This is a genomic window from Micromonospora sp. MH99 (genome assembly GCF_021442385.1).
GTDB lineage: Bacteria > Actinomycetota > Actinomycetes > Mycobacteriales > Micromonosporaceae > Micromonospora.
On the sequence record NZ_MUZA01000079.1, the window covers coordinates 1 to 24,766 of the forward strand.

The 24,766-nt window shown below is 72.2% G+C and carries 20 protein-coding genes and 1 pseudogene; 13 read left to right on the top strand and 8 right to left on the bottom strand.

What is annotated here, in order from left to right; genetic code table 11:
* Window positions 1-411 precede the first annotated feature (411 nt).
* The 3 genes from groES (at window position 412) to B0E54_RS28040 (ending at window position 4,212) form a co-directional block, all read left to right on the top strand.
* On the top strand, window positions 412-726 hold the full coding sequence (gene groES, locus B0E54_RS28030; RefSeq protein WP_030330046.1) for a co-chaperone GroES: 315 nt from the start codon (window positions 412-414) through the stop codon (window positions 724-726).
* A gap of 70 nt (window positions 727-796) precedes the next feature.
* Window positions 797-2,431 carry a chaperonin GroEL gene (gene groL / locus B0E54_RS28035; protein WP_234589300.1) on the top strand — a complete coding sequence of 545 codons (1,635 nt, stop codon included), beginning with the start codon at window positions 797-799 and terminating at the stop codon, window positions 2,429-2,431.
* 125 nt (window positions 2,432-2,556) lie between these two features.
* The gene (locus B0E54_RS28040; RefSeq protein ID WP_234589301.1) at window positions 2,557-4,212 is read left to right on the top strand and encodes a molybdopterin-dependent oxidoreductase; all 1,656 of its coding nucleotides are present in this window, start codon (window positions 2,557-2,559) and stop codon (window positions 4,210-4,212) included.
* A 493-nt stretch (window positions 4,213-4,705) separates the two neighbouring features.
* Here the strand turns inward: B0E54_RS28040 and B0E54_RS28045 are convergent, their stop codons facing one another.
* Window positions 4,706-5,089, bottom strand: a complete 384-nt coding sequence (locus B0E54_RS28045) for a WhiB family transcriptional regulator (RefSeq protein ID WP_234589302.1) — start codon at window positions 5,087-5,089, stop codon at window positions 4,706-4,708.
* A 256-nt stretch (window positions 5,090-5,345) separates the two neighbouring features.
* Between B0E54_RS28045 and B0E54_RS28050 the strand changes: the two genes are divergently transcribed.
* The gene (locus tag B0E54_RS28050) at window positions 5,346-6,164 is read left to right on the top strand and encodes a response regulator transcription factor (protein ID WP_234589303.1); all 819 of its coding nucleotides are present in this window, start codon (window positions 5,346-5,348) and stop codon (window positions 6,162-6,164) included.
* Between the two features lie 25 nt (window positions 6,165-6,189).
* Here the strand turns inward: B0E54_RS28050 and B0E54_RS28055 are convergent, their stop codons facing one another.
* Window positions 6,190-6,609, bottom strand: a complete 420-nt coding sequence (locus B0E54_RS28055; RefSeq protein WP_234589304.1) for a DUF5319 domain-containing protein — start codon at window positions 6,607-6,609, stop codon at window positions 6,190-6,192.
* Between the two features lie 186 nt (window positions 6,610-6,795).
* Between B0E54_RS28055 and guaB the strand changes: the two genes are divergently transcribed.
* The 4 genes from guaB to B0E54_RS28075 all read left to right on the top strand — a co-directional run bounded on the left by guaB (window position 6,796) and on the right by B0E54_RS28075 (window position 12,643).
* A complete protein-coding gene (gene guaB / locus B0E54_RS28060) occupies window positions 6,796-8,358 on the top strand; it encodes an IMP dehydrogenase (protein ID WP_234589309.1) in 1,563 nt (520 codons plus the stop codon).
* Between the two features lie 27 nt (window positions 8,359-8,385).
* Window positions 8,386-9,504, top strand: a complete 1,119-nt coding sequence (locus B0E54_RS28065; protein WP_234589311.1) for a GuaB3 family IMP dehydrogenase-related protein — start codon at window positions 8,386-8,388, stop codon at window positions 9,502-9,504.
* Between the two features lie 149 nt (window positions 9,505-9,653).
* Entirely contained in the window at window positions 9,654-11,075 is a 1,422-nt protein-coding gene (locus B0E54_RS28070; protein ID WP_234589314.1) for a M1 family metallopeptidase, read from the top strand.
* A 107-nt stretch (window positions 11,076-11,182) separates the two neighbouring features.
* Window positions 11,183-12,643, top strand: a complete 1,461-nt coding sequence (locus B0E54_RS28075) for a M1 family metallopeptidase (RefSeq protein ID WP_234589316.1) — start codon at window positions 11,183-11,185, stop codon at window positions 12,641-12,643.
* A 110-nt stretch (window positions 12,644-12,753) separates the two neighbouring features.
* Here the strand turns inward: B0E54_RS28075 and B0E54_RS28080 are convergent, their stop codons facing one another.
* Window positions 12,754-13,878: an LCP family protein gene (locus B0E54_RS28080; protein WP_234589318.1), complete on the bottom strand. Its 1,125-nt coding sequence runs from the start codon at window positions 13,876-13,878 to the stop codon at window positions 12,754-12,756.
* A 145-nt stretch (window positions 13,879-14,023) separates the two neighbouring features.
* Between B0E54_RS28080 and B0E54_RS28085 the strand changes: the two genes are divergently transcribed.
* Window positions 14,024-15,721, top strand: coding sequence for an FAD-dependent oxidoreductase (locus tag B0E54_RS28085; protein WP_234589320.1), 1,698 nt, complete (start codon window positions 14,024-14,026; stop codon window positions 15,719-15,721).
* Here the strand turns inward: B0E54_RS28085 and B0E54_RS28090 are convergent.
* Complete coding sequence (locus B0E54_RS28090) at window positions 15,710-16,171, bottom strand: GNAT family N-acetyltransferase (RefSeq protein WP_234589322.1); 462 nt, start codon at window positions 16,169-16,171, stop codon at window positions 15,710-15,712. The two genes, B0E54_RS28085 and B0E54_RS28090, sit on opposite strands and share 12 nt — an antisense overlap.
* Window positions 16,172-16,346: 175 nt before the next feature.
* Here B0E54_RS28090 and guaA point away from each other — a divergent pair, with 175 nt between their 5' ends.
* A complete protein-coding gene (gene guaA / locus B0E54_RS28095) occupies window positions 16,347-17,903 on the top strand; it encodes a glutamine-hydrolyzing GMP synthase (protein ID WP_234589325.1) in 1,557 nt (518 codons plus the stop codon).
* Window positions 17,904-17,910: 7 nt separating this feature from the next.
* Here guaA and B0E54_RS28100 read toward each other — a convergent pair whose 3' ends face one another.
* Window positions 17,911-18,267: a PspC domain-containing protein gene (locus B0E54_RS28100; RefSeq protein WP_234589327.1), complete on the bottom strand. Its 357-nt coding sequence runs from the start codon at window positions 18,265-18,267 to the stop codon at window positions 17,911-17,913.
* Window positions 18,268-18,411: 144 nt separating this feature from the next.
* Between B0E54_RS28100 and B0E54_RS28105 the strand changes: the two genes are divergently transcribed.
* From B0E54_RS28105 to B0E54_RS28115, 3 genes are all read left to right on the top strand, one after another.
* Window positions 18,412-19,362, top strand: a complete 951-nt coding sequence (locus B0E54_RS28105) for an NUDIX hydrolase (protein WP_234589329.1) — start codon at window positions 18,412-18,414, stop codon at window positions 19,360-19,362.
* A gap of 96 nt (window positions 19,363-19,458) precedes the next feature.
* Window positions 19,459-20,394 carry an NUDIX domain-containing protein gene (locus B0E54_RS28110; RefSeq protein WP_255787797.1) on the top strand — a complete coding sequence of 312 codons (936 nt, stop codon included), beginning with the start codon at window positions 19,459-19,461 and terminating at the stop codon, window positions 20,392-20,394.
* 347 nt (window positions 20,395-20,741) lie between these two features.
* Entirely contained in the window at window positions 20,742-21,680 is a 939-nt protein-coding gene (locus B0E54_RS28115) for a phosphatidylcholine/phosphatidylserine synthase (RefSeq protein WP_234589336.1), read from the top strand.
* A gap of 57 nt (window positions 21,681-21,737) precedes the next feature.
* On the opposite strand, the gene B0E54_RS28120 is transcribed toward B0E54_RS28115, so the two are convergent.
* The 3 genes and pseudogenes from B0E54_RS28120 to B0E54_RS28130 form a co-directional block, all read right to left on the bottom strand.
* Window positions 21,738-22,991 carry a phosphatidylserine decarboxylase gene (locus B0E54_RS28120; RefSeq protein WP_234589332.1) on the bottom strand — a complete coding sequence of 418 codons (1,254 nt, stop codon included), beginning with the start codon at window positions 22,989-22,991 and terminating at the stop codon, window positions 21,738-21,740.
* A gap of 553 nt (window positions 22,992-23,544) precedes the next feature.
* A pseudogene (locus B0E54_RS32855) lies at window positions 23,545-23,814 on the bottom strand (hypothetical protein); the annotation flags it as partial.
* Window positions 23,811-24,766 (bottom strand): LiaF domain-containing protein (locus B0E54_RS28130; RefSeq protein ID WP_234589334.1); only part of this gene is annotated, 956 nt, incomplete at its 5' end. The pseudogene B0E54_RS32855 and the gene B0E54_RS28130, both read right to left, overlap by 4 nt.

Here is a 24,766-nt window from a genome sequence, read left to right on the forward strand (position 1 = left end):
TCCGGGGAGGTCACCGCGAGCAGGTCGGCGACGACGCCCGCCACCGCGTCGAGGACGTGCTCGCAGTTGTCCAGCACGGCCAGCCCGGCCGCCGCCGTGAGCGCGGCCGACCCCTCAGGGGTACGCAGTGCCGCCAGCTGTTCGAGATCCACCCGGCCATTGTCTCGGCCGAGGCGGAAATACCGGCTGGCGGGGCGCGACTCGCTGGCACTCTCCTTGACGGAGTGCTAGCCACGGAATAACCTGCGATTAGCACTCTCACCCTGAGGGTGCCAGCTTCCGGGTCTCGCGACCCGGGTGCGCACGCCAGGCGGACCGGCACCCGCGACGACGGCCCCGCCCGGTGGCATGAGGCAGATTGACGCTGGTCAGCCCCGCTGGCCGGCAACGAAACCAGTACCCCAGGAGGGTATGCCCGTGACTACCGCGACCAAGGTTGCGATCAAGCCGCTCGAGGACCGCATCGTGGTCCAGGCGAACGAGGCTGAGACCACCACGGCGTCGGGCATCGTGATCCCCGACACCGCCAAGGAGAAGCCGCAGGAGGGCACCGTCCTCGCTGTCGGCCCGGGGCGCGTCGACGACAACGGCAACCGGGTTCCGGTTGACGTGCAGGTCGGCGACACCGTCCTCTACTCGAAGTACGGCGGCACCGAGGTCAAGTACGCCGGCGAGGAGTACCTGGTGCTCTCCGCCCGCGACGTCCTCGCGGTCATCGAGAAGTAAGCAACCGATCAGTGTCGCTGCCCCGGTCCGGCTCGCCGGGCCGGGGCAGCGTCGCTTCGAAGGGACATTCATGGCGAAGATCCTGAGCTTCTCGGACGACGCCCGGCACCTGCTGGAGCACGGTGTCAACGCCCTCGCAGACGCGGTCAAGGTCACCCTCGGCCCGCGCGGGCGCAACGTCGTCCTGGACAAGAAATTCGGTGCGCCGACGATCACCAACGATGGTGTGACCATCGCCAAGGAGATCGAGCTCACCAACCCCTACGAGAACCTCGGCGCGCAGCTGGTCAAGGAGGTGGCGACCAAGACCAACGACGTCGCCGGCGACGGGACCACCACCGCGACCGTGCTGGCGCAGGCGATGGTCCGCGAGGGCCTGCGCAACGTGACCGCCGGGACCAACCCGGCCGGCCTCAAGCGGGGCATCGACGCGGCGGCCGCCAAGGTCTCCGAGGCGCTGCTCGGCCGGGCCGTCGAGGTCGCCGGCAAGGAGTCGATCGCGAACGTGGCGACGATCTCCGCGCAGGACGCCACCATCGGCGAGCTGATCGCCGAGGCGATGGAGCGGGTCGGCCGCGACGGTGTCATCACCGTCGAGGAGGGCTCGATGCTCACCACCGAGCTGGAAGTGACCGAGGGTCTCCAGTTCGACAAGGGCTTCATCTCGCCGAACTTCGTCACCGACCTGGAGGGTCAGGAGTCCGTCCTGGAGGACGCGTACATCCTGGTCACCACCCAGAAGATCTCGGCGATCGAGGAGCTGCTGCCGCTGCTGGAGAAGGTCCTGCAGAACAGCAAGCCCCTGCTGATCATCGCCGAGGACGTGGACGGTCAGGCGCTCTCCACCCTGGTGGTCAACTCGCTGCGCAAGACCCTCAAGGTCTGCGCGGTCAAGGCCCCGGGCTTCGGCGACCGGCGCAAGGCCATGCTCCAGGACATCGCGATCTCCACCGGCGCCGAGCTGGTCGCCCCGGAGCTGGGCTACAAGCTCGACCAGGTCGGCCTGGAGGTGCTCGGCAGCGCCCGGCGCGTCGTGGTCGACAAGGAGAACACCACGATCGTCGACGGCGGCGGCCAGAAGGCCGATGTCGACGACCGGGTCTCGCAGATCCGCAAGGAGATCGAGGCCTCCGACTCCGACTGGGACCGGGAGAAGCTGGCCGAGCGGCTGGCGAAGCTCTCCGGCGGCATCGCCGTGATCAAGGTGGGTGCGGCGACCGAGGTCGAGATGAAGGAGCGCAAGCACCGCATCGAGGACGCCATCGCGGCGACCAAGGCCGCGGTCGAGGAGGGCACCGTGCCCGGCGGCGGCGCCGCCCTGGTGCAGATCCTTCCGGTGCTCGACGACGACCTGGGCTTCACCGGTGACGAGAAGGTCGGCGTCTCGATCGTGCGCAAGTCGCTGGTCGAGCCGCTGCGCTGGATCGCGCAGAACGCCGGTCACGACGGTTACGTCGTGACGCAGAAGGTCGCCGGCATGGAGTGGGGCAACGGCCTCGACGCCGCCAAGGGCGAGTACGTCGACCTGGCCAAGTCCGGCATCATCGACCCGGTGAAGGTGACCCGCAACGCGGTCACCAACGCCGCCTCGATCGCCGGTCTGCTGCTCACCACCGAGAGCCTCGTGGTGGAGAAGCCGGAGCAGGCCGAGCCGGCCGCCGCCGGTGGCCACGGCCACGGCCACCAGCACGGCCCGGGCTTCTGATCCGGTAGCGACACCCGTTGCGGGGCACACCGTCGTACGGCGGTGTGCCCCGGTTCGTCTCCGCGATCATTACCAAGCGCTGACGTGGTTGGCGACCCGGCGAGACGAACGCGCACACTGGGCCGATGAGCACCACGTCGCGGCGGTACGCCGCGCTGGCCGGAGTGACCGCCGCCGCCGTCGCGATCGGGATCGCGGAGCCGGTGGCGGTGCTGACCGGCCCCCGGTCGGCGCCACTGGTCGCGGTCGGCGGGGTGGTGGTCGACGCCGTCCCCGAGCCGCTCAAGCAGTTCGCCATCGACGTCTTCGGCACCGCCGACAAGATCGCCCTGCTGACCGGAACGGCACTGCTGCTGGGTGCCTTCGCCGCGCTGCTCGGGATGCTGGCGGTCCGCCGGCTGGCCCTGGGCCTGGCCGGCATCGCGGCGTTCGGCGTCGTCGGTGTGGCCGCCGCGCTGACCCGCTCCGGCGCGGACGTCTTCGACGCCCTGCCGTCGTTGGTCGGTGGCGCTCTCGGCGCCCTGGTGCTCTGGCTGTTCATCGCCGGCCCGTTCGAGCTGGACCCCTGGCCCTGGGCCCCACCCACCGACCCCCGCTCGGCAACCCCGCCGCCGGTGTCGCCCGCCGGGCCGACTGAGGGCCCGCCGGTGCCGGTGACCCCCGCCGCGCCGCCGATCCCGGTGACCCCCGCCGCGCCGGCCGCGCCGGTCGATCCGGAGTCGCGCCGACGGTTCCTGACCGGCACCGGCGTGCTGCTCGGCACGGCCGCCGTGGCCGGTCTCGGCGGGCGCTGGCTGTCCGGGCGGCGCGGTGTGTCCGCCGCCCGGGACGCGATCCGGCTGCCCGCGCCGATCGCCCCCGCACCGGCGGTGCCGGCGGGCGCGGACCTGTCGCTGGCCCAGCTCGCGCCGTACGTCAGCCCGAATTCCGGGTTCTACCGGATCGACACCGCCCTGGTGGTGCCGCAGGTGAACCCGGACACCTGGCGGCTGCGCATCCACGGCCGGGTGGGCACCGAGCGCACCTACAGCTACGCCGATCTGCTGGCCCGGCCGTTGGTCGAGCGGTACGTCACGCTGGCCTGCGTCTCGAACGAGGTCGGTGGCGATCTGATCGGCAACGCCCGCTGGCTGGGCGTACCCCTGCGGGAACTGCTGGACGAGGTGCAGCCGGAGCAGGACGCCGACCAGGTCGTCGGCCGCTCGGTCGACGGTTGGACCTGTGGCACCCCCACCGCAGCGCTCCGCGACGGACGGGACGCGCTGCTGGCGATCGGCATGAACGGCGAGCCGTTGCCGGTCGAGCACGGGTTCCCGGTCCGGATGGTGGTGCCGGGCCTCTACGGCTACGTGTCGGCCTGCAAGTGGGTGACCGAGCTGGAGCTGACCCGGTTCGCCGACTTCGACGCGTACTGGGTGCCGCGCGGTTGGTCCGCCCAGGGCCCGATCAAGACCCAGTCGCGCATCGACGCCCCGCGTCGGCGCAACCGGTTGACCGCCGGTCCGGTGACGGTGGCCGGTGTGGCCTGGGCGCAGCACCGGGGCATCAGCCGGGTCGAGGTACGCGTCGACGACGGCCCCTGGCAGGAGGCGGAGCTGGCCCCGACTGTGTCGGTGGACACCTGGGTGCAGTGGTCCTGGCGCTGGGACGCCACGCCTGGCGACCACCGGCTCCAGGTCCGGGCAACCGACGCGACAGGCGAAACCCAGACCGAGCGTACGCAGAGCGTCGCCCCGGACGGCGCCACCGGCTGGCACACAGTCCCCGTCAACGTCCGCTGATCTGGCTCGCGCCGTGCACTGAGCCGGTCGGGGCCGCGCGCTGAGCCCGTCGGCGGCCGACGGAGGACCTGCACCCTCGTTCTTCCTTTGCTCTGCTTCAACCCAGGAAACACGCCGTGTCCGTTATTCGGACAGGGGGTGTTTCCTCCGCTGAAGCAGAGCAAAGGACCGCAGGCAGAGCACCGGCATACCGCCGGCAGAGCAAAGAACCACAGGCATACCGCCGGCATCGCACCGGCAGAGCAAAGGACCGCAGGCATACCGCCGGCATCGCACCGGCAGAGCAAGGACGGCAGGCCTACCGGTGGGTGGGCAGAGCGAAAACGTCCAGCGCACCTGCACGGCTGCGTGGGCCTGGCATGGCGGCGGAGCGAGCGGCGGCGCTGGTCCGCCGTCCGCCGTCCGCCAGAAGTTGCCTCGCGGTCGTGGTGTCGTGACGCGAAACCGCGCTCCCCATCGGGAGCGCGGTTTCGGAGAGTGCTGGTGTGTCGGGTCAGGCGACGTTGCGCTGGGCCGGGACCGTCGACTTGTGCGGGCGGCCCAGTCGCGCCTCCAGGCGGGCGACGTCGACCCGGATCTGCCGCCGGTCGGCCAGGTCCTCCCAGCCGACGGCGAGCAGGCGCAGCCGCTCCGACTCGCTGAAGCCGCCCCAGACGCCGTACGGCTCGCGGACCGACAGGGCGTGCGCGGCGCACTCGGCGCGGACCGGGCAGGCGCGGCAGACCGACTTGGCGGCGGACTCTCTGCGCAGCCGGGAGGAGCCCCGCTCCCCGTCCGGGTGGAAGAACTGGGCGCTGTCCCGACCCCGGCAGGCACCGAGCCGCTGCCAGTCCCAGAGATCGACGATGGGTCCGGGCAGTCTACGTACGTTCGACATCAGCACCCCTCCTCCCGCGCGGCACCGCGAGAATTCTTGTGGCCGGCTTCCGGGCGGCGGGCCGCGCAGGCGCACCGTTCCCGGCCTGGACCTCCCGGTACCCGGGCTGTCGTCGGCTCACACGTGTGTGATCCAAAACGTCTGACAACTTGCGGCTTTTGCCCCATCTGTCGGAAAAGTTCAGATGATTGCCGGGAACCCCCTCCCCAGCCGACGCCGTCATGGTCTGCTCGTGTGCGGAGAGGAGACCACCACAGTGCGTACCGTTCTTGTGTGCGTTCGGACACCGCTCGCGGCTCAGCACCTCACTTCTGCTGCCGCCCGGCTGGGGTTGTCCGCGATCGTCCGTACCGCCGTCTCCGATCCCGAGGTGATGCTGCGACTCGCCGAGCGGCCAGCCGACGTGGTCCTGGCCGACACGGCTCTCACCCGGCCGGACAGCGCGGGCTTCGTCCGTCGGGTGCTGGCCCGCGCGCCGCAGGCAGCGGTCCTGCTGCTCGGCGCCGAGGAGTCCGAGGCCGCCGCCGCCACCATCAGCGCCGGCGCCCGGGGTCTCATCCAGAACGCCGACCATGACCTGACCAGCGCGGTCGCCAAGGCCCTGCTGCTGCTCACCGCGCCCGGCCGGGCCTCCCGGCAGCGGGTCACCGACCCGGCGCGGGACACCGCGGCGGTCGGCGGCTCGGGCCGCTCCGCGCCATCGGTGCGCGGCTCCGCCGAACCCGGCTGGACGGCCGCGCCCGGCGACGGGTCGCCGGGCATGCCGTCGGTGCCGGTGCAGCGGGGTGACGACGAGGTCGAATCGGCGACCGACGGGTCGGCAGCCGGCCAGACCGACCCGAACCGGCCCGCCCCGAGCGCCCGCCCCAACCGGGCGGCGATCGGGCTCACCGAACGGGAACTCCAGGTGCTGCTCGGCATGGCCGAGGGCAAGAGCAACGCGGAGATCGGCCGGGAGCTGTTCGTGTCCGAGGACACCGTCAAGACACACGCGCGACGGCTGTTCCGCAAGCTCGGCGCCCGGGACCGTGCCCACGCGGTCGCCGCCGGTTTCCGCGCCGGCCTGGTCTCCTGACCCACGCACCGGGGTCAGCCAGCGATCAGTCGGCCGTGGTGGCGGTGCCCGGTTCGTCCTCGGTGCCCTCGGTCAGGGTGTCGTGCACCCCGTCGGCGTACCCACGGGCGTAGTCCCAGGTCACGTAGTGGTCCGGGTCCGGGTCGTAGGCCGGCTCGTGCACCCGGGGCCGCCCCGAGTTGAGCAGGTGCCGCAGGTTGCCCCGCAGCAGGTCCCAGTCGAAGTAGTGCGGTTCCCGGCAGTCCTCGCATTCGATGACCAGCCCGCGCACCCCGATAGGCGCCAGCAGGGCCTGGTAGATCTCCAGGTCGGCGAGGTCCTCCAGCACATCCTGCCGCTCGACGTCGGTCAGCGGATCCGGCGTCGCGTCGTCGCCCGGATCGTCCAGGCCCGCGGTCGGGTCGGCCGGGTCGCCGTTGAACGGGTCGATGGGCTCGTCGTGCACCCCCTCACCGTAGACCCAACGCGGCGCGAACGTCCGCCCCCCGGCACGGTGCCGACGCGGCCGCCGCCGACGGAGGTCGCCCAGGTCACTGGGTACGATAGGACGACGTGCCGGCACCGTGGCGTGTTCCGGTGCCCGCCCGCGCCACCTCGCTGAAGCCCATCCGAGCAGCTCAGGGGAGCAATCGTGGAAAATTCGCCCAGCACCGATCTTCCGGCCGGCGTCGAGCACGCCGACCTGGGCGGCCACCTGCCCGAGCTGCCCGCCGGCTCGGCCCGGGTCGTTCCGCTCGGGCTCACCTTCGATGACGTGCTGCTCCAGCCGGGCGAGTCGGACGTCGTCCCCAGCCGGGTCAACACCCGGACGAAGCTCACCCGCGGCATCGAACTGACCGTTCCGCTGCTCTCCAGCGCCATGGACACGGTCACCGAGGCGCGGATGGCGATCGCCATGGCCCGCCAGGGTGGCATCGGCGTGCTGCACCGCAACCTGAGCGTGGAGGACCAGGCCCTCCAGGTCGACCTGGTCAAGCGCTCCGAGTCCGGCATGATCACCAACCCGGTGACGGCCAGCCCGGACGACACCCTGCGCGAGGTCGACGAGCTGTGCGGGCGCTACCGCATCTCGGGTGTGCCGGTGGTGGACGGCGAGGGTCAGCTGGTCGGCATCGTCACCAACCGCGACATGCGTTTCGTCTCCGAACCGGAGACCCCGGTCCACGAGATCATGACCCGGACGCCGCTGGTCACCGCCACGGTCGGCGTGAGCAAGGACGACGCGCTGGCGCTGCTGCGTCGCCACAAGGTCGAGAAGCTGCCGATCGTGGACGACTCGGGTCGGCTGCGCGGGCTGATCACCGTGAAGGACTTCACCAAGAGCGAGCAGTACCCGAACGCCACCAAGGACGACGCGGGCCGGCTGCGCGTGGCCGCCGCCGTCGGTGTCGGCGAGGACTCGTACAAGCGGGCCCGCACGCTCGTCGACGCCGGCGTCGACGTGCTGATCGTGGACACGGCGCACGGGCACCAGCGGGCCGTGCTGGACATGGTCCGCCGGCTCAAGAAGGACGTCACGATCGACATCGTGGGCGGCAACGTGGCCACGTACGCAGGTGCGCGGGCGCTGGTCGAGGCCGGCGCCGACGGGATCAAGGTGGGTGTCGGCCCCGGCGCGATCTGCACGACCCGGATCGTCGCCGGAGTCGGCGTCCCGCAGATCACCGCGATCATGGAGGCGGCCCGTGCCGCCCGCCCGGCCGGCGTCCCGGTGATCGGCGACGGCGGCATCCAGTATTCGGGCGACATCGCCAAGGCCCTGGTTGCCGGCGCCGACACGGTGATGCTCGGCAGCCTGCTGGCCGGCTGCGAGGAGAGCCCCGGCGAGCTGATCTTCATCAACGGCAAGCAGTACAAGGCGTACCGCGGGATGGGCTCGCTCGGCGCGATGCAGTCCCGGGGGCAGGCCAAGTCGTACTCGAAGGACCGGTACTTCCAGCAGGACGTGCTCGCCGAGGACAAGCTGGTCCCCGAGGGTGTCGAGGGGCAGGTGCCCTACCGGGGCCCGCTGTCCGCGGTCGCCCACCAGCTCACCGGCGGGCTGCGGGCCGCGATGGGGTACGTCGGCGCGGAGAGCATCCCCGAGCTGCACCGGCGTGGCCAGCTGATCCGGATCACGGCGGCGGGGCTCAAGGAGAGCCACCCGCACGACATCCAGATGACCGTCGAGGCGCCCAACTACCACTCCCGCTGACCATCCCCCAACAACCTGGAGTCCCCCATGCGTGACGTGGTCGAGATCGGGCTGGGCAAGACCGCGCAGCGCGGTTACCACCTGGACGACATCGCCATCGTGCCGAGCCGCCGGACCCGGGACGTCGACGACGTCTCGACCGCGTGGCAGCTCGACGCGTACCCGTTCGGCATTCCCTGTGTCGGGCACCCCTCGGACGCCACGATGAGCCCGTCCTCGGCGGTCCGGCTCGGTCAGCTCGGCGGTCTCGGCGTGCTCAACGTCGAGGGGCTGTGGACCCGCTACGAGAACCCGACGAAGGTGCTGGAGGAGTTGGCCGGCCTCGACGAGGACGCCCGCGCCACCAAGCGGCTCCAGGAGGTGTACGCCGAGCCGATCCGCCCGGATCTGATCGCCGAGCGGGTCCGCGAGCTGCGCGCCGGCGGCGGCACGGTGGCGGTGCGGGTGTCCCCGCAGCACACCCTGGCGCTGGCCCCGGTCATCCTGGACGCCGGCGTGGACATCCTGGTCATCCAGGGCACCATCGTGTCGGCCGAGCACGTGTCGACTACCGACGAGCCGCTGAACCTCAAGGAGTTCATCGCCGACCTCGACCTGCCGGTCATCGTCGGCGGTTGCACCGACTACAAGACGGCGCTGCACCTGATGCGCACCGGCGCGGCCGGCGTGATCGTGGGCATCGGCGGCGACGACTGGTCGACGACCGAGTCGGTGCTGGGCATCCGGGTGCCGATGGCCACCGCGATCGCCGACGCCGCGGCGGCCCGTCGGGACTACCTCGACGAGACCGGCGGCCGGTACGTGCACCTGATCGCCGACGGCGACATCCAGACCTCCGGTGACATCGCCAAGGCCCTCGGCTGTGGCGCGGACGCGGTGATGCTCGGCGAGCCGTTGTCGCTCTGCGACGAGGCGCCCGCCGGCGGCGCCTGGTGGCACTCGGCGGCCAGCCACCCGTCGCTGCCCCGCGGCGCGTTCGAGGTCGCCGGTGAGCCGCTCGGGTCGATGGAGCAGCTGCTCTTCGGCCCGGCGGACGAGGCCGACGGTCAGCTCAACCTGTTCGGCGGGCTGCGCCGGGCGATGGCCAAGTGCGGCTACCGCGACCTCAAGGAGTTCCAGAAGGTCGGTCTGGTCCTCGACCGCTGACGATTCGACGCTGGAAGGCCGGCCCGCGATCGCGCGGAGCCGGCCTTCCGTCGTCTGCCGGTAGGGCTGTCGCCCTCGATACGGCCATCGGACGACATGTTGCTGGCTACGCTCGTTCCTGACCGGGGATGGCGGAGAAGGAGTCGTGCATGGTCCTGAGCGGACGCTCACCGTCCCGCCGCCGGCTGGCCGCCGCCCTCACGGCGCTGAGCTGCGCCGTCACGCTGACCGCCGCCTGCACGGGCGACGACGACGGCGGGTTCCGACCCGGGGCCGCGGACATCGGCGACCCGTACGTGCCGGGCCGTGGCAACGGCGGCTACGACGTCACGCACTACGGGCTGGACGTCCGCTACGACCCGAAGACCGACCGGCTCACCGGTCGGGCGACGATCACGGCGACTGCCACCCAGGATCTGTCCCGGTTCAACCTGGACCTGGTCGGCCTGAACGTCGGCGCGGTCACCGTCGCCGACGAGCGCGCCGAGCACCGCCGCGATGACGGCGAGCTGGTGGTGACCCCGCGCGACCGGCTTGCGCGCGGCCGGGCCTTCACCGTGGTGGTCGACTACGCGGGGGTGCCGACCGCCGTGACCGATGGTGAGCTGGGCAGCGGCGGCTTCCTGCACACCGACGACGGGGCGATAGCTCTCGGCCAGCCCGACTCCGCGGCCACCTGGTTCCCGGTCAACGACCACCCGTCGGACAAGGCCAGCTACGACATCGCGGTGACCGTCCCGGACGGCCTGTCCGCGTTGAGCAACGGGGTGCCCGGGCCCAGGAGCAGCGCCGACGGGTGGACCACCTGGCGCTGGTCGGAGCGCACCCCGATGGCGAGCTACCTGAGCACCCTCGTGATCGGAAACTATCGGGTGGTCACCGGCGAGCACGCGGGGCGTCCGCTGGTCACCGCCGTGGCGGCGAGCCTGCCGGCGAACGGTGGGGCTGCCGGTTCACTGGCCCGCACCGGCGAGATCGTCGACTTTCTGGCCAGCCGTTTCGGCCCGTACCCGTTCGACGCGTACGGCGGGATCGTGGTCGCCGACGACCGGGTCGGGTACGCGTTGGAGACCCAGTCGCGGCCGGTCTACGGGCCCGCCTTCTTCACCGACGACCGTCCCAACCCCGGCGTGGTGGCGCACGAGCTGGCCCACCAGTGGTTCGGCGACAGCGTGTCCCTGCACCGGTGGAGCGACATCTGGCTCAACGAGGGCTTCGCCAGCTACGCCGAGTGGCTGTGGGAGGAGCGCGACGGCGGCCGGACCGCGCAGCGCAACTTCGAGATGCAGTACGCGTCGACCGACTGGTCCCAGCCGTCGGTCGAGCCGGGACGGGAGCGGATGTTCGGCACCGCCGTCTACAAGCGTGGCGCGCTCGCCGTGCACGCGCTGCGCCGGACGGTCGGTGACGACATCTTCTTCCGCATCCTGCGCACCTGGACCACGGAGCGGGCGTCCGGCACCGCCACCACCTCGGACTTCGTGGCGCTGGCCGAGCGGGTGGCCGGCCGGCAGCTTCGGCCGCTCTTCGACGCGTGGCTGGTGGGCGGAGCGGCGCCGACCCTGCCGTGACGGCCCCGTGATCATCTGTCGATAGGCTGCCGCCTGCGATCGGGCAGGAGCGCCGGTCGCGCGGGGTGGCGAGGCCCCCCGCACCGGGCGTACGGGGAGGGTTCGTGATGCGGGGAACGCGGCGCAGGCTGCGGGTGGGTGCCGGTCTGCTGGTGACCGGGGCGCTCGTGCTGTCCGGATGCGACTCGTCCACCAAGGAGGCCGCGGCCCCGACGCCGAGCGCGTCCCCGACGCCGTCGCGGACCTTCACCGCCGGGGCGGCCGGGGTCGGCGACGCGTACTTCCCGACCTACGGCAACGGCGGGTACGACGTCGGGAAGTACACCGTGAAGGTGCGCTACGACCCGGCGAAGGACCAGCTGACCGGTACGACGACGGTGCAGGCCACGGCGACGGCGGACCTGTCGACGTTCAACCTCGACCTGGCCGGTCTGACAGTCAAGACGGTCACCGTGGACGGCACGCCGGCCACCCACAGCCGGGAGAAGAACGAGCTGGTCATCAAGCCGGCGGCCGGCCTGATCACGGGCAACGGGTTCGTCGCGGAGATCGTGTACGAGGGCGTGCCGAAGCCGCTGAAGAACGAGGTGCTCGGCGAGGGCGGGTTCCTGCACACCGCCGACGGCGCGATCGCGCTGGGCCAGCCGGAGTCGGCGAGCACCTGGTTCCCGGTCAACGACCACCCGTCCGACAAGGCCGCGTACGACTTCGAGATCACCGTCCCGCAGGGCGTCACCGCCGTCAGCAACGGCGTGCCGGGCGGCAACACCACCAAGGACGGCTGGACCACCTGGAAGTGGTCGGAGAAGTCGCCCATGGCCAGCTACCTGAGCACCGTGGTGATCGGCAAGTTCCGGATCACCACGGGCCAGCACAAGGGCAAGCCGGTCTACAGCGCCGTCACCACGAAGGTGGCCAAGGGCGCGTCGGACGCGTCGATCGCGCAGACCGTCAAGGTGGCCGACTACCTGGAGAGCGTCTTCGGGCCGTATCCGTTCGACGCGTACGGCGGCGTGGTCGTCTCGGACAGCCGCATCTCGTACGCGCTGGAGACGCAGAGCCGCCCGGTCTACTCCGCCGGCTTCTTCAAGCGTGGCGAGAACACCGAGGTGGTCGCCCACGAGCTGGCCCACCAGTGGTTCGGCGACAGCGTGGCGCTGGCCAAGTGGGAGGACATCTGGCTCAACGAGGGCTTCGCGACGTACGCGGAGTGGCTGTGGGCCGAGCACACCAAGCAGTACACCGCCAAGCAGGCGTTCGACATCCGCTACGAGCGGGTCCCGGCTGCGGTGTGGAAGACCCCGCCGGGCAAGCCGGGGATGAAGGACCTGTTCAGCGAGTCGGTCTACCAGCGTGGCGGGATGACCCTGCACGCGCTGCGGGTGGCCGTCGGTGACAAGGCGTTCTTCCAGATCGTCAAGACCTGGGCGGCGGAGAAGCGCAACGGGACCGCGACCACCGCCGAGTTCGTGGCCCTCGCCGAGCGCATCTCCGGCAAGCAGCTCGACGCCCTGTTCGAGGCGTGGCTCAACGGCACCAAGAAGCCCGCCCAGCCCAAGAAGCTCTGACCCCCACCCCCCACTCCCCGCGATCTTGCACTTTCTGCCCCGGAGAAAGGGGCGAGTGCGGCGCAATCGGCGACCGAAAGTGCAAGATCGCGGGGTTGGGGCGGGCGGGGTCAGGTCTTGACGACCAGCTTGGGGTGGGCCGCGAGGTACGCGTCCGCGCGGCCGGCCCGGAGTTCGGTGATGAACGTCCGGCCCTCGCTGGTGAGTTGTTCGCCCCGGTAGGCGCTGCCCTTGCCGACACCCGCGCCGGGCAGGCCGACCAGCACGAACTTGTTCTCCGGCACCCCGCTGAGCGCGTACGCCAGGTCGACGATCCGGTTGCCGCCCACGTAGATCAGGGTGTCGCCCAGCGCGGCGACCACCTGGTCGACGCGCTCCGGCTGCCGGGCCAGGCCCTCATCGAGGATCTTGCGGGTCAGTGCGCGGACGAGCTGCTGCTGGTGGCGCTGGCGGGCGTAGTCGCCGCCGGTGATGTAGCGCTGCCGCGCGTAGTCCAGCGCCTGCCACCCGTTGAGGTGCCGCTCGCCCTTTTCGTAGACCTGCTGCGGCCCGGTGTACCCGCCGGGGGCGCTGTCCCGGTACTTGCCGTCGGGCTTGCGGTGCAGCGAGGCGACCCGCTGGTCGACGTAGATGTCCACCCCGCCGAGGGCGTTCACCAGCCGGTCGAACCCGGTGAAGGTGAGCACCGCCCCGGCGTCGATCCGCAGGCCGGTGTAGCCGCTGACCGTGCTGCGCAGCAGCTCGTACCCCTGGGCGGTGCTCGGCTGCTTGGGTTTGCCCGGCACCCGGCTGCCGAAGCTCATCGAGTGGGTGAGCTTGGTCTTGCCACCCTTGTAGCCGGCCTTCGGAAACGCCGGGATGTCCACCAGCAGGTCGCGGGGGAGCGAGAAGAGGTACGCCCGGCCCAGCCCCTTCGGCACGTGCAGCACCAGCACGGCGTCGGAGTGCGGTTCCCAGCCGGGCACGCTGACCCGGGTGTCCACCCCGACGAGCAAGAGCGTCAGCGGGCCGGTGATGTTCGCGCCCGGAGGCGGGCCGGTCGGGCTGGGCGTGGCCGTGGGCGTGCCGACCGGCGACGGGCTCGGCGAGCCGGCCACCGGAGTGCCGGCGGGCGAGTCGCCCCCGGTCAGCCGGGTGATCACCACCGTGCCGCCAGCGATCAGCGCGACGACGGCGAGGGCGGCCAGCCCGAGCACCAGCCACCGTCGCCGCGGCTCCATCGACCCCAGGTTCATCGTGTTTTCCTTCCACCCGTATCCGGCACAACGCTCCGACAGGTGCTCCGGGTTGCGGCCGGAAGGCGCCGGGTCGGTCGGCCGGTGCATGATCGCGCGAAAACGGGCGCTGGCGCGAGCGCTACTGACGAGTAATGATGCCTTCATGCGGTACGACGTGGTCGTCATCGGGTCCGGCTTCGGCGGCAGCGTCACGGCGCTGCGCCTGGCCGAAAAGGGTTACTCGGTAGGCGTCCTGGAGGCCGGCCGCCGCTTCGCCGACGACGAGTTCCCGCAGACGTCCTGGCGGGCCCGCCGGTTCCTCTGGGCGCCGAAGCTGGGCTGCTACGGCATCCAGCGGCTCACCCTGCTCCGCCCCGCCGAGCGGCGATCCGGCGGCGGCGTGCTCGTGCTCTCCGGCGCGGGAGTGGGCGGCGGCTCGCTGGTCTACGCCAACACCCTCTACGAGCCGCTGCCGGCGTTCTACACCGACCCGCAGTGGCGGGACATCACCGACTGGCGCGACGAACTGGCCCGCCACTTCGACCAGGCGAAGCGGATGCTCGGCGTCACCACGTACCCGATGGACACCGGCGCGGACCGCGCCATGCGGGCGGTGGCCGACCGGATGGGGGTGGGCCACACCTTCCACGCCACCCCCGTCGGCGTGCACATCGGCCGCCCCGGCGAGCGTGTCGCCGACCCGTACTTCGGTGGCGTCGGTCCGGAGCGCACCGGCTGCCTGCACTGCGGCTCGTGCATGACCGGCTGCCGGCACGGGGCCAAGAACACGCTGGTCAAGAACTACCTGTGGCTCGCCGAGCGGCTGGGCGTCACAGTCCACCCGCTGACCACTGTGACCGCCGTCCGTCCGGCCGCCGACGGCGGGTACGAGGTGCACACCGAGCGCACCGGCGCCTGGCTGCGCCGACGGCGGCAGGTGATCCACGCCGACCAGGTGGTCTTCGCCGCCGGGGCGCTGGGCACCCAACGGCTGCTGCACGGCATGAAGACCGATGGCGCCCTGCCCCGGCTCTCACCCCGCCTGGGTGAGCTGACCCGGACCAACTCGGAGGCGATCCTGGGCGCGTCGATCTCAAGACAGGAGGCCCGGCAGCGGCGGACCGACTTCACCGAGGGGGTGGCGATCACCAGCTCGTTCCACCCCGACCCGCAGACCCACATCGAGCCGGTCCGCTACGGGCGCGGCTCCAACGCGATGGGGCTGCTCCAGTCGCTGCTTGTCGACGGCGGCCCGCACCGCGTTCGGCGCTGGCTGGGCAGCATCGTCCGGCAGCCGGGGCTGGCCGCCCGGATGCTCTCCGTGCGCGGCTGGTCGGAGCGGACGGTGATCGCCCTGGTGATGCAGTCGGTGGACAACTCGCTGTCCACCCGCTGGCGGCGCGGCGTGTTCGGTCGCCGGCTGGTCACCGGGCCCGGTCACGGCACCCCGAGCCCGACCTGGATCCCCGCCGGCAACGCCGCCACCCGGCTGCTCGCCGAGGAGATCGGCGGCACGCCCGGCGGCTCGCTCACCGAGCCGTTCGACATTCCGATCACCGCGCACATCCTGGGCGGGGCGGTGATCGGTGCCACCGAGGCAGACGGGGTGATCGACCCCTGGCACCGGGTGTACGGCCATCCGGGGCTGCACGTCGTGGACGGCGCGGCGGTGTCGGCGAACCTGGGCGTCAACCCGTCTCTGACGATCACCGCGCAGGCGGAACGGGCGATGTCCTTCTGGCCGAACCGGGGCGAGGAGGACCCCCGCCCAGCGCTCGGGGATCCGTACCGGCGACTCGACGCGGTGGCGCCCCGGCAGCCGGCGGTGCCGGCCGACGCCCCGGCCGCGCTACGCCCCTGACAGCGGTCGGCGCAGGATGTGGTTGATGCCGAACACGGTGTCGCTGACCCGTACGTCGGTGTAGCCGATCCGCCGGTAGAAGCCGTGCCCGGTGAGGCTGGCGCCGGTCTCCATGAACTTGTGCCCCTCGGCGCGCGCCAGCTCCTCGACGTGTCGCATCAACCGGCGGCCGACGCCGCGACCGTGCGCGTCCGCGTCGACGAACATGGTGTAGACCTTGTTGCCGTCGCGGGACACCGTGCCGACCGGCCGCCCGTCCTCTTCGGCGACGTAGATCCGACGCTCGACGCCGAGCTCGCGGAACCGGTCGGCGGTGAAGTGGGCGCACATCTCATCGATCAGCTCGGCCGGGTAGTCGCGGCTGTTCACCTCGCGAAGACAGCGGACGACCAGGGCCGACAGCGCCTCGCCGTCCTCGGGACGGAACTGTCGTACGGTCACCTCGGTCATCGGCGTGCCTCCGTCCGGTCCGCGCGCGGGTCGCCGAGCACGGTATCGCCGCGCGTGGTGCCGGTGCGGTCCCGCGGGACGTTGTGGGTCGTACCGGATGAGGTCGGCGACGCGCCGCGCCGAGTGCGTGGGGCGCGGCTCAGGGCGGCGGTGACTGTCGGTAGGCTTTGTGCACATGAGCCTGCCTCGCCCTGTCCTCGTGGTGGACTTCGGAGCCCAGTACGCCCAGCTCATCGCGCGCCGGGTCCGCGAGGCGAAGGTCTACTCCGAGATCGTGCCGCACTCGATGCCGGTCGCCGAGATGCTGGCGAAGAACCCGGCCGCGATCATCCTCTCCGGTGGCCCGGCCAGCGTGTACGCGCCGGACGCCCCGCAGATCGACGCCGGCGTGTTCAGCACCGACGTGCCGCTCTTCGGCATCTGCTACGGCTTCCAGGCGATGGCCCAGGCGCTGGGCGGCACCGTCGCGCACACGGGCAACCGCGAGTACGGCGGCACGCCGCTGCGCCCCCGCCTCCTCGAGCCGGGCGTGCTGCTGCGCGACCTGCCGGCGGACCTGCCGGTCTGGATGAGCCACGGCGACTGCGTCACCGAGGCCCCCGAGGGCTTCACGGTCACCGCCGAGTCGGCGGGCGCCCCGGTGGCGGCCTTCGAGGACGTGGCCGGGCGTCGGGCCGGCGTGCAGTTCCACCCGGAGGTCGGGCACACGGCGCACGGCCAGGAGATGCTCCAGCGCTTCCTGTACGACATCGCCGGCATCGAGCCGACCTGGACGCCCGAGAACATCATCGACGAGCAGGTAGCCCGGATCCGCGCCCAGGTCGGTGACAAGGAGGTCATCTGCGGCCTCTCCGGCGGGGTGGACTCCGCGGTCGCCGCAGCGCTCGTGCACAGGGCGGTCGGTGACCAGCTCACCTGCGTGTTCGTCGACCACGGCCTGCTGCGTGCGGGTGAGGCCGAGCAGGTCGAGAAGGACTACGTGGCGGCCACCGGCATCAAGCTGAAGGTCGTCGACGCCGCCGACCGGTTCCTCGGCGCGCTGGCCGGGGTGACCGATCCGGAGCAGAAGCGCAAGATCATTGGCCGGGAGTTCATCCGGGTCTTCGAGGCCGCCGCCCGCGAGATCGCCTCGCACGGCGACGTGGAGTTCCTCGTCCAGGGCACCCTCTACCCGGACGTGGTGGAGTCCGGCGGCGGCTCCGGCACCGCCAACATCAAGAGTCACCACAACGTCGGCGGCCTGCCCGAGGACCTGAAGTTCGCCCTGGTCGAGCCGCTGCGCACTCTGTTCAAGGACGAGGTCCGGGCGCTCGGCCTCCAGCTCGGTCTGCCCGAGGCGATGGTCTGGCGGCACCCGTTCCCCGGCCCCGGCCTGGCCATCCGGATCATCGGCGCGGTCGATCAGGAGCGCCTCGACCTGCTGCGCCGCGCCGATCTGATCGCCCGCGAGGAGTTGACCGCGGCAGGTCTGGACCGGGGTGTCTGGCAGTTCCCGGTGGTGCTCCTCGCCGACGTGCGCAGCGTCGGCGTGCAGGGAGACGGGCGCAGCTACGGGCATCCCGTGGTGCTGCGCCCGGTCTCCAGCGAGGACGCGATGACCGCCGACTGGTCCCGGCTGCCCTACGAGGTGGTGGCCCGGATCTCCACCCGGATCACCAACGAGGTCGCCGAGGTCAACCGGGTGGTCCTGGACGTGACCAGCAAGCCGCCGGGCACCATCGAGTGGGAGTGACAGCGGCTCACGCGGCGGGCGGCGTGTGGGGCGGGGTCGTCGGCGGGTAGGGCGGCGTCGGCGCGTACCCCTGCTGCGGTCCGCCGGGCGCGGGCCCGGCGGTGGGCTGCGGCGCGGCGCCCGCCGGGTGCGGCCAGGCGGGCGCGCTGGTGGGCTCCTCGGGCATCAGGAACCACATGATGGGGTACGCGAACAGCGCGAGCCCGCCGGTGAGCAGGCCGGTGACCGCGAAGGCCACGCGGACCAGTGTGGGGTCGACGTTGAAGTAGCGGCCGAGGCCGCTGGCGACCCCCGCCACCATGCGGTCGGTGGTGGGTCGCCGGAGCTGCTTGTACGGGGCCTGGGGAGCGGCGGTGGATGTCATGTCTCCACGGTCCGCGCCGGTGCCCGGCCCGCCCTCGGTGACCGCCCGGATCCTTACCCTGACCGATCCCTGAGCGGGTAGCAAAGAGTCAGGAATCCGACTCTTTTCCGTCCCGGTAACGCCATCCGGGGAGAATTTGGTCCCGTGACCACCTTGCTGGAGCCGCTTCGCAGGATCGCGGCATACGCAGTTTGTGCTGATTCAGACGGCCGAGTGTTGCTGGTCCGCGCATCGGAGCGCTCCGGCACCCCCGGCACCTGGTCGCTGCCTGGCGGGGCGGTCGACCACGGTGAGGACCCGAACCACACAGTCGTCCGCGAGACCGCCGCCGAGACGGGCCTCTCGGTCGCCGTCTCGGGCCTGGCCGACGTGCTCGCCGACATGCGGGCGCTGCCCGAGCGGGGCATCACCATCCACACCGACCGGTTGATCTACCGGGTGGCGGTGCGTGGCGGCACCCTCGCCGACCGGGTCGGCGAACGCCCCACCGACCTGGCCCGGTGGTACACGCTCGACGAGGCCCGCGAGTTGCCGCTGCGCTCGTTCACCGCCCGTGCCCTCGGTCTGCCCGCCTCCTCGGCCGACGTGGTGCCCGACGAGGTGCCCGAGTTCCCCTCCTTCTACGCGGTGCCCGGCCCGGACGGGCTGCACCGGGCGCAGCGCTTCGCCGCGTACGCCGTGTGCACCGACCCGGCCGGCCGGGTGCTGCTCACGCGGATCTCCGACGGCTACCCGGGCGCCGGCTGCTGGCACCTGCCCGGGGGCGGCACCGACTACGGCGAGCAGCCCGGCGCGGCGCTCATCCGGGAGTTGGTGGAGGAGACCGGCCAGGCCGGCCGCCTCGTCGAGCTGCTGGGTGTGGCGAGCCACCGGGACGCCGCCTCGCTCGGCCCGGAGGGTTACCCGATCGACTGGCACGGCGTCCGCGCCTTCTACCGGGTCGTGGTCGACGAGCCCAACCCGCCGACGATCACCGACGTCGGTGGCTCCACCTGCGAGGCCCGGTGGTTCGCCCGCGAGGAGCTGGGTGCCCTCGGAACCGACCGCCTGACCGAGGTGACGGCAGAAGCAGTCCAGGCAGCCCAACTCACCTGACCCCCACCCCCACCCCCCGGGCTGCGCCCGGGTTCCCTCCTTGCGGCGATCATGAAGTTATTGTCGGGACACGCCGAGATGGACGGCGATAACTTCATGATCACCGGCCGGAGGGCGGGTGCGGGGGAGCGGGGGCTGGTTGTGGAGCTGGTGCGGCGGGTTGCGGTTTATGGTCTGTTGTCGGCTTCCGGGCGGGTTCTGGTTGTTCGGGAGCCGGTGGGGGCCCTCTGGTCGCTGCCCGGGGGGTCGGTCGCGCACGCCGAGCACCCTGAGCGTGCGGTCGTGCGCACGCTGGGTGAGCAGACCGGGCTGACCGTGTCGGTGGGGCGGTTGCGGGCCGTGGTCGCGGACGTCAGCCCTCCCACGCAGGACGGTGTCTCGCTGCACACCGACCGCTTGCTGTTCGAGATGACAGTCGACGGCGACGTGTCGGGCGACACCGGAGACGGCACGATCGAGGCCCGCTGGGTCAGCCCGGAGGACGCGGCCCGGCTGCCGTTGACGCCGTTCAGCGCCGAACTGCTCGGACTGCCGGTCACCCCGCTCCCCGCCGACGCGCCCCCGTCCGCCGAGCCGCTCCCGCCGCTGCACCCGGATCGGCGGCTGCGCTTCGGGGCGTACGGGCTGGTCACCGACCCGGCCGGGCGGATCCTGCTCACCCAGATCGCGGACGGCTATCCCGGTGCCGGCAAGTGGCACCTGCCCGGCGGTGGCACCGATCACGGCGAGCAGCCGACCACCGGGCTGCTCCGTGAGCTGGTGGAGGAGGGCGGTCAGGTGGGCCGGGTGGTCGAACTGCTCGGCGTGGACAACCTGCACAACCCGGCCGCGCTCGGCCCGGAGGGGCGTCCGCTGGACTGGCACGGCGTCCGGGTGATCTATCGGGTCCTGGTGGACGTACCCACCGACGCGGTGGTGACCGAGTCGGCCGGTGGCTCGACCGCCCGGGCGGGCTGGTTCACCATCGCCGAGACCGCTGACCTGCCGCTGACCGGTATCGCTGCCTCGGCAATCGGACAGCTGGGTCGATAGCACCCGGCTCAGCGAGCCGAGATGGTGGCCCTCCGGTACAGTCGGAGGCGGGAATGGTGGAGGAAACGGGCGATCAAGCCCCGGATGGGAATAACAAGGCGGTTCGCGCGGTTTGCACCAGATATAAGTACCGCCGGCAGCTATCGCCAAGCCACGTTCCCCTATGCGATGGTGTACTCCGCAAAACGGCTGCCGGGCCACGCAAGGTCCGGCACGAGACAGCCGGACACCCGCCCCAAACGGCGGCAAGCCGATCCGGTGATGGAGGAAACGTGCCGAGAGCCCCATGGCGCCGGCGTCGTACGACTGACAGTCCGCGCCCCGCAGGGCGTCGCTGGGCGGGCCCGTTGCGCCGCAGCAGCACGTTCGCCCGCCAGGTGCTGCTGGTCCGGGTGGGTCGCCGTGACGGCGACCTGCGGACCACCGACGTGACACTGCCCGAGCACCGGTACGCCGACCGCCAGCGCCGCCGTTACGGCCTGGACCGGCTCAGCCGCCCGTCGCTCGGCGTCAACCGGGCCGAGATCGAGGCGGTCATGCCGGTCAGCCCGGCGCTGCCGCCGATGGCGCACGCCGACGAGGCGTCGTCCCGGTCGATCCCACTGCTGCCCGGCGAGCGCACCGTCGCCCGCCGGATGAAGTTCGGTCTGGTCAACGCCTGCACCCTGGCCAGCCTCATGCTCGGCATGCTGGCCATCTTCCTCGCCATGCAGGGTGAGGTGCGCATCGCCGCCCTCTGCCTGATCGCCTGCGTCGGCTTCGACGGCCTCGACGGCGCGTTGGCCCGCCGGCTCGGCGTGGCCAGCCCGTTCGGCGCTCAGATGGACTCGCTGGCCGACATGTGCTCGTTCGGCCTCGCCGCGCCGGTGGTGGTCTACGCCTCGCTCGCCGGCTCGGTGTCGACGGCTGCGGCCGCGGTGGCCTGCGCCCTGGTCGCGGCGTGTGCGGCGATCCGGCTGGCCCGCTTCAACGTCTCGCCGAAGGACGGCCGCTTCTTCTGCGGTGTCCCCACCACCATGGCCGCGGCCGTGCTCGCCGTGACCGTGGCGATCGGCCTGCCGGTGCCCGGCCTGGTGCTCGTCGCCGGAGTGGCGCTGCTCGCCTTCGCGATGGTGTCCAGCTTCCCGTACGCCAAGCTCGCGCGCCTGGTGAAGCTGCCGCCGTGGCTCTGGCTGGCCCCGGTGGTCGGCGCGCTCGTCGACATCCGGCTCACGTTCGCCCTGATCGTGGTGGGCTACCTGGTCAGCGGCCCGGTGCTCTGGCTGCGCCAGCGTCGTACCGCCTGATCCGACACACGAAAAGGGGCGCCGCGGACAGCGGCGCCCCTTTTTCGTGTCGCGACGTCAGCGCCAGCGGGCGATGACCGTGGAGCCGCCGATCACCTTGTCGCCCGGCCCCACCAGCGGGTCCGCGGCCTCGGCCGGCAGGTAGACGTCGGTCCGCGACCCGAACCGGATGAGCCCGAAGCGCTCCCCCTTGGCCAGCAGCGCGCCGATCGGCGCCCGCTGCACGATGCGGCGGGCGATCAGGCCGGTCCGCTGCGCGACCACCACAGTGCCACGGCTGGTGTCCAGAACGGTGTACGCGGCGACGTTGTGCTCGGCGTCCGGCTTCATCGCGTTGACGAAGCCGCCGTCGGCGACGAAGTAGTCCACCACCTTGCCGGCGACCGGAGCCCGGTTGACGTGCACGTCCAGCACGGAGAGGAACACCGCGACCCGCAGCCACTCGCCGTCGCCGAAGCGCTCGTCGTGCAGGCGCTGCACCGACAGGACCTTGCCGTCCGCGCTGGCCACCACGGCGTTCGGGTCCTCCGGGACGTCCCGCTGGGGATCGCGGAAGAACGCGGCGACCGGTCCGGCGGCCAGCGCCGGCAGCAGCCACAACCTGCTCGACGGCCGCGCCACCCGGGCCAGCGCCGCCAGACCCAGCGTGATGCCCGCCGCGGCCACCCCGTTGGAGTCGATGTGCATTCCCCGGGTCAGCGGCACGCTCGACGGCCGGTACGCCGGGGCCAACCGGTCGGCCGCGGCCGGGCTGGCCGGGGTGAACCGGAGTCGGTAGACGCGTACCGGCGGCGTGTTTCGCAGCACCAGGTCCCCGCCGACGCCGTAGAGGGCGTCGTGGCGGGCCAGCTCGGTGGCCGCGCCGGTCGTCCGGCCCGGCGTCGCGGTCGTCGCCACGCTCAGCACGCCGCCGTCGGTCAGGTACTTGGACAACCCGTCGATGCCGCTCCGAGTCTCCTCGGCGGTGCCGATGAACGCCTCGCCGGCGATGACCACGGCGGCGGCCTCGGCGTCGGCGAGCGAGTCGACCACCCGGACACGGTCGGCGACCCATCGGCCCTGAGCGGTGACGTGCTCGCGGAGCACGGAGGTGCCGGACGAGTCGGCGGGCACCACGGTGAGCTGGTCACCGGGGAGCAACACCTCGATGGCCGCGGCCAGCACCGCGGACTCCGGGCTCGCGCCGACCAGCAGGGCGGCCTTCGGGTCGTTCATCCGGGCCAGCTCGGCGACGAGGGTACGGGCGGCTCGCTCGCCGATGCGGACCGGACCGGACCGGCCGGTGGTACGCACGGCGGGGGACTGCGTCATGTCGGGCGGGCTCCTGACGGGGTAGAGACGGGAATCGCGGCGGGGCGCCATGGCGGGGACGGGCCGGCCGGCGGAGGCGAGATCTCCACCGGTCAGCATATGCGCCCGCCCGCGCCGGCCGCACCGCCGTGGAGGTGGTGCGGGCCGCCGCGGGCGGGCAGCAGGGTCAGGATTCCCGCCGTCGGCCCTCCCGCTCGTCGGCCGGATCGTCGCCGGTCGTCGTGCTGAGGTGATCGGGCCGGGTCGGCTGGTCACTCCCGTCACCCGGCTGGCCGGAGACCGGCGACGTCGGTGGCTCCGACGCGCCGTGGGCCAGCCAGGCCGGGTGGATGGCGTCCGCCGACGCCTCCGGTGCCCGCATCTCGGCGGTCGGGGCCTCCGGCAGACGCATCTCGGCGGTCGGCGCCTCCGGTGCCCGCGTCGCCACGGTCGGGGCCTCGGGCGGCAGGGGAGTGTCCCAGGTGGAGTGTTCGGCGGTCCACGCCGGAACACCCGCTCCGGAGGTCGGGGTGGGTGCCCCGGAGGTCGGCATGCCGGGCTCGACGGCGGTGACCGGCCCGAACGCCGAGGTCGACGTGCCGGCTTGCGGGGCCGCGATCGTGGCCGGGTCGGCGACGTCGTTCGACTCCGGGCGGCCGGATCGGCCGGAGCGCAACGCGCCGACCAGGCCGAAGATCCCGATCAGGATCAGCGCGCCGGCCAGGAACCAGCCGACCGGCGGGAGCGCGAGCCCGAGCAGCTGGGCGAGCAGCCACCAGGCCGACAACGCCAGGAACACCAGCCCGAAGGCGAACGAGAGCAGGTCCGTACGGTGAGCCTTCACCGGGTCACCTCCAGGTTGCCGGCATTGACGTGGATGTACAGGCGCAGCTTTCCGCCGCCGGGGCCGTCCGCGCCCAGGTCGGTGGACTCCCGCTGGCGGCCGTCGATTCCGCCGGAACGGTTGCCGAAGATGGTGGCGTCGCCGGCATTGACGTCGGCCACGGTGGTGACGTCCACGTTCGGCGGTACGACAACTGTCGCCTTACCGAAATTGATCGCGACGGTCACCTGGCTGTCCTGCTTCGAGAAGTCGAGGCCCCGCAGGTCGAGCACGGCGTCACCGAAGCTGTTCTCGTACCGGTCGGCGAGGTCGCGGTAGTCGGTGGGCGCCCAGGTGACCGCGCCGTCCACGCCGCGGATGCGGTCGTAGGACTCGGCGACCGTGGCGGTTCCCAGAGCCGCGGCGGTCACCAGGCCGAGCGCGATCAGCCAGCGGGCCCGACCGAACCAGGTGCCGACCAGCAGCCCCAGCCCGATCGTCGCCAACGCGGCCGCGAAGTACGCCGAAGCGCTGACGGCGAAGACGTCCAGCAGGTCGAGCAGGGCGACGACGCCGAGGGCCAGGAAGATCAGCGAGAAGGTCACCGCGCCGAGCGGCGAACGCTCCCGGGGCCGCTTCGGCGGCTTCGGTGGTTTGGGCGGCGGGTACGCGGCCGGTGCCGGCGCGGCGTACGGGCCGTGCGGCGCGAACGGTGGACGGTAACCGCCCGGCGTCGCCGAGACCGGGTAACCCGACGGACCGGCGGGCACTGCGGTCACCGGCGCCGACGGCCAGCCGGCGGTGGAGGTGACCTCGGTGGCCGTGCCGCTGCCCGGCCAGCTCTGCCCGGGTGCCGGCCAGGCGCTCTCCTGCGGCCCCGTCGTGGCGCCGGCCGGCTGCCCGGACACCGGCCCGGTCCCGGACGACAGCGCCGCCCCGGACACCTGCTGCGCGCCGGCGAACGGCTGCGTGG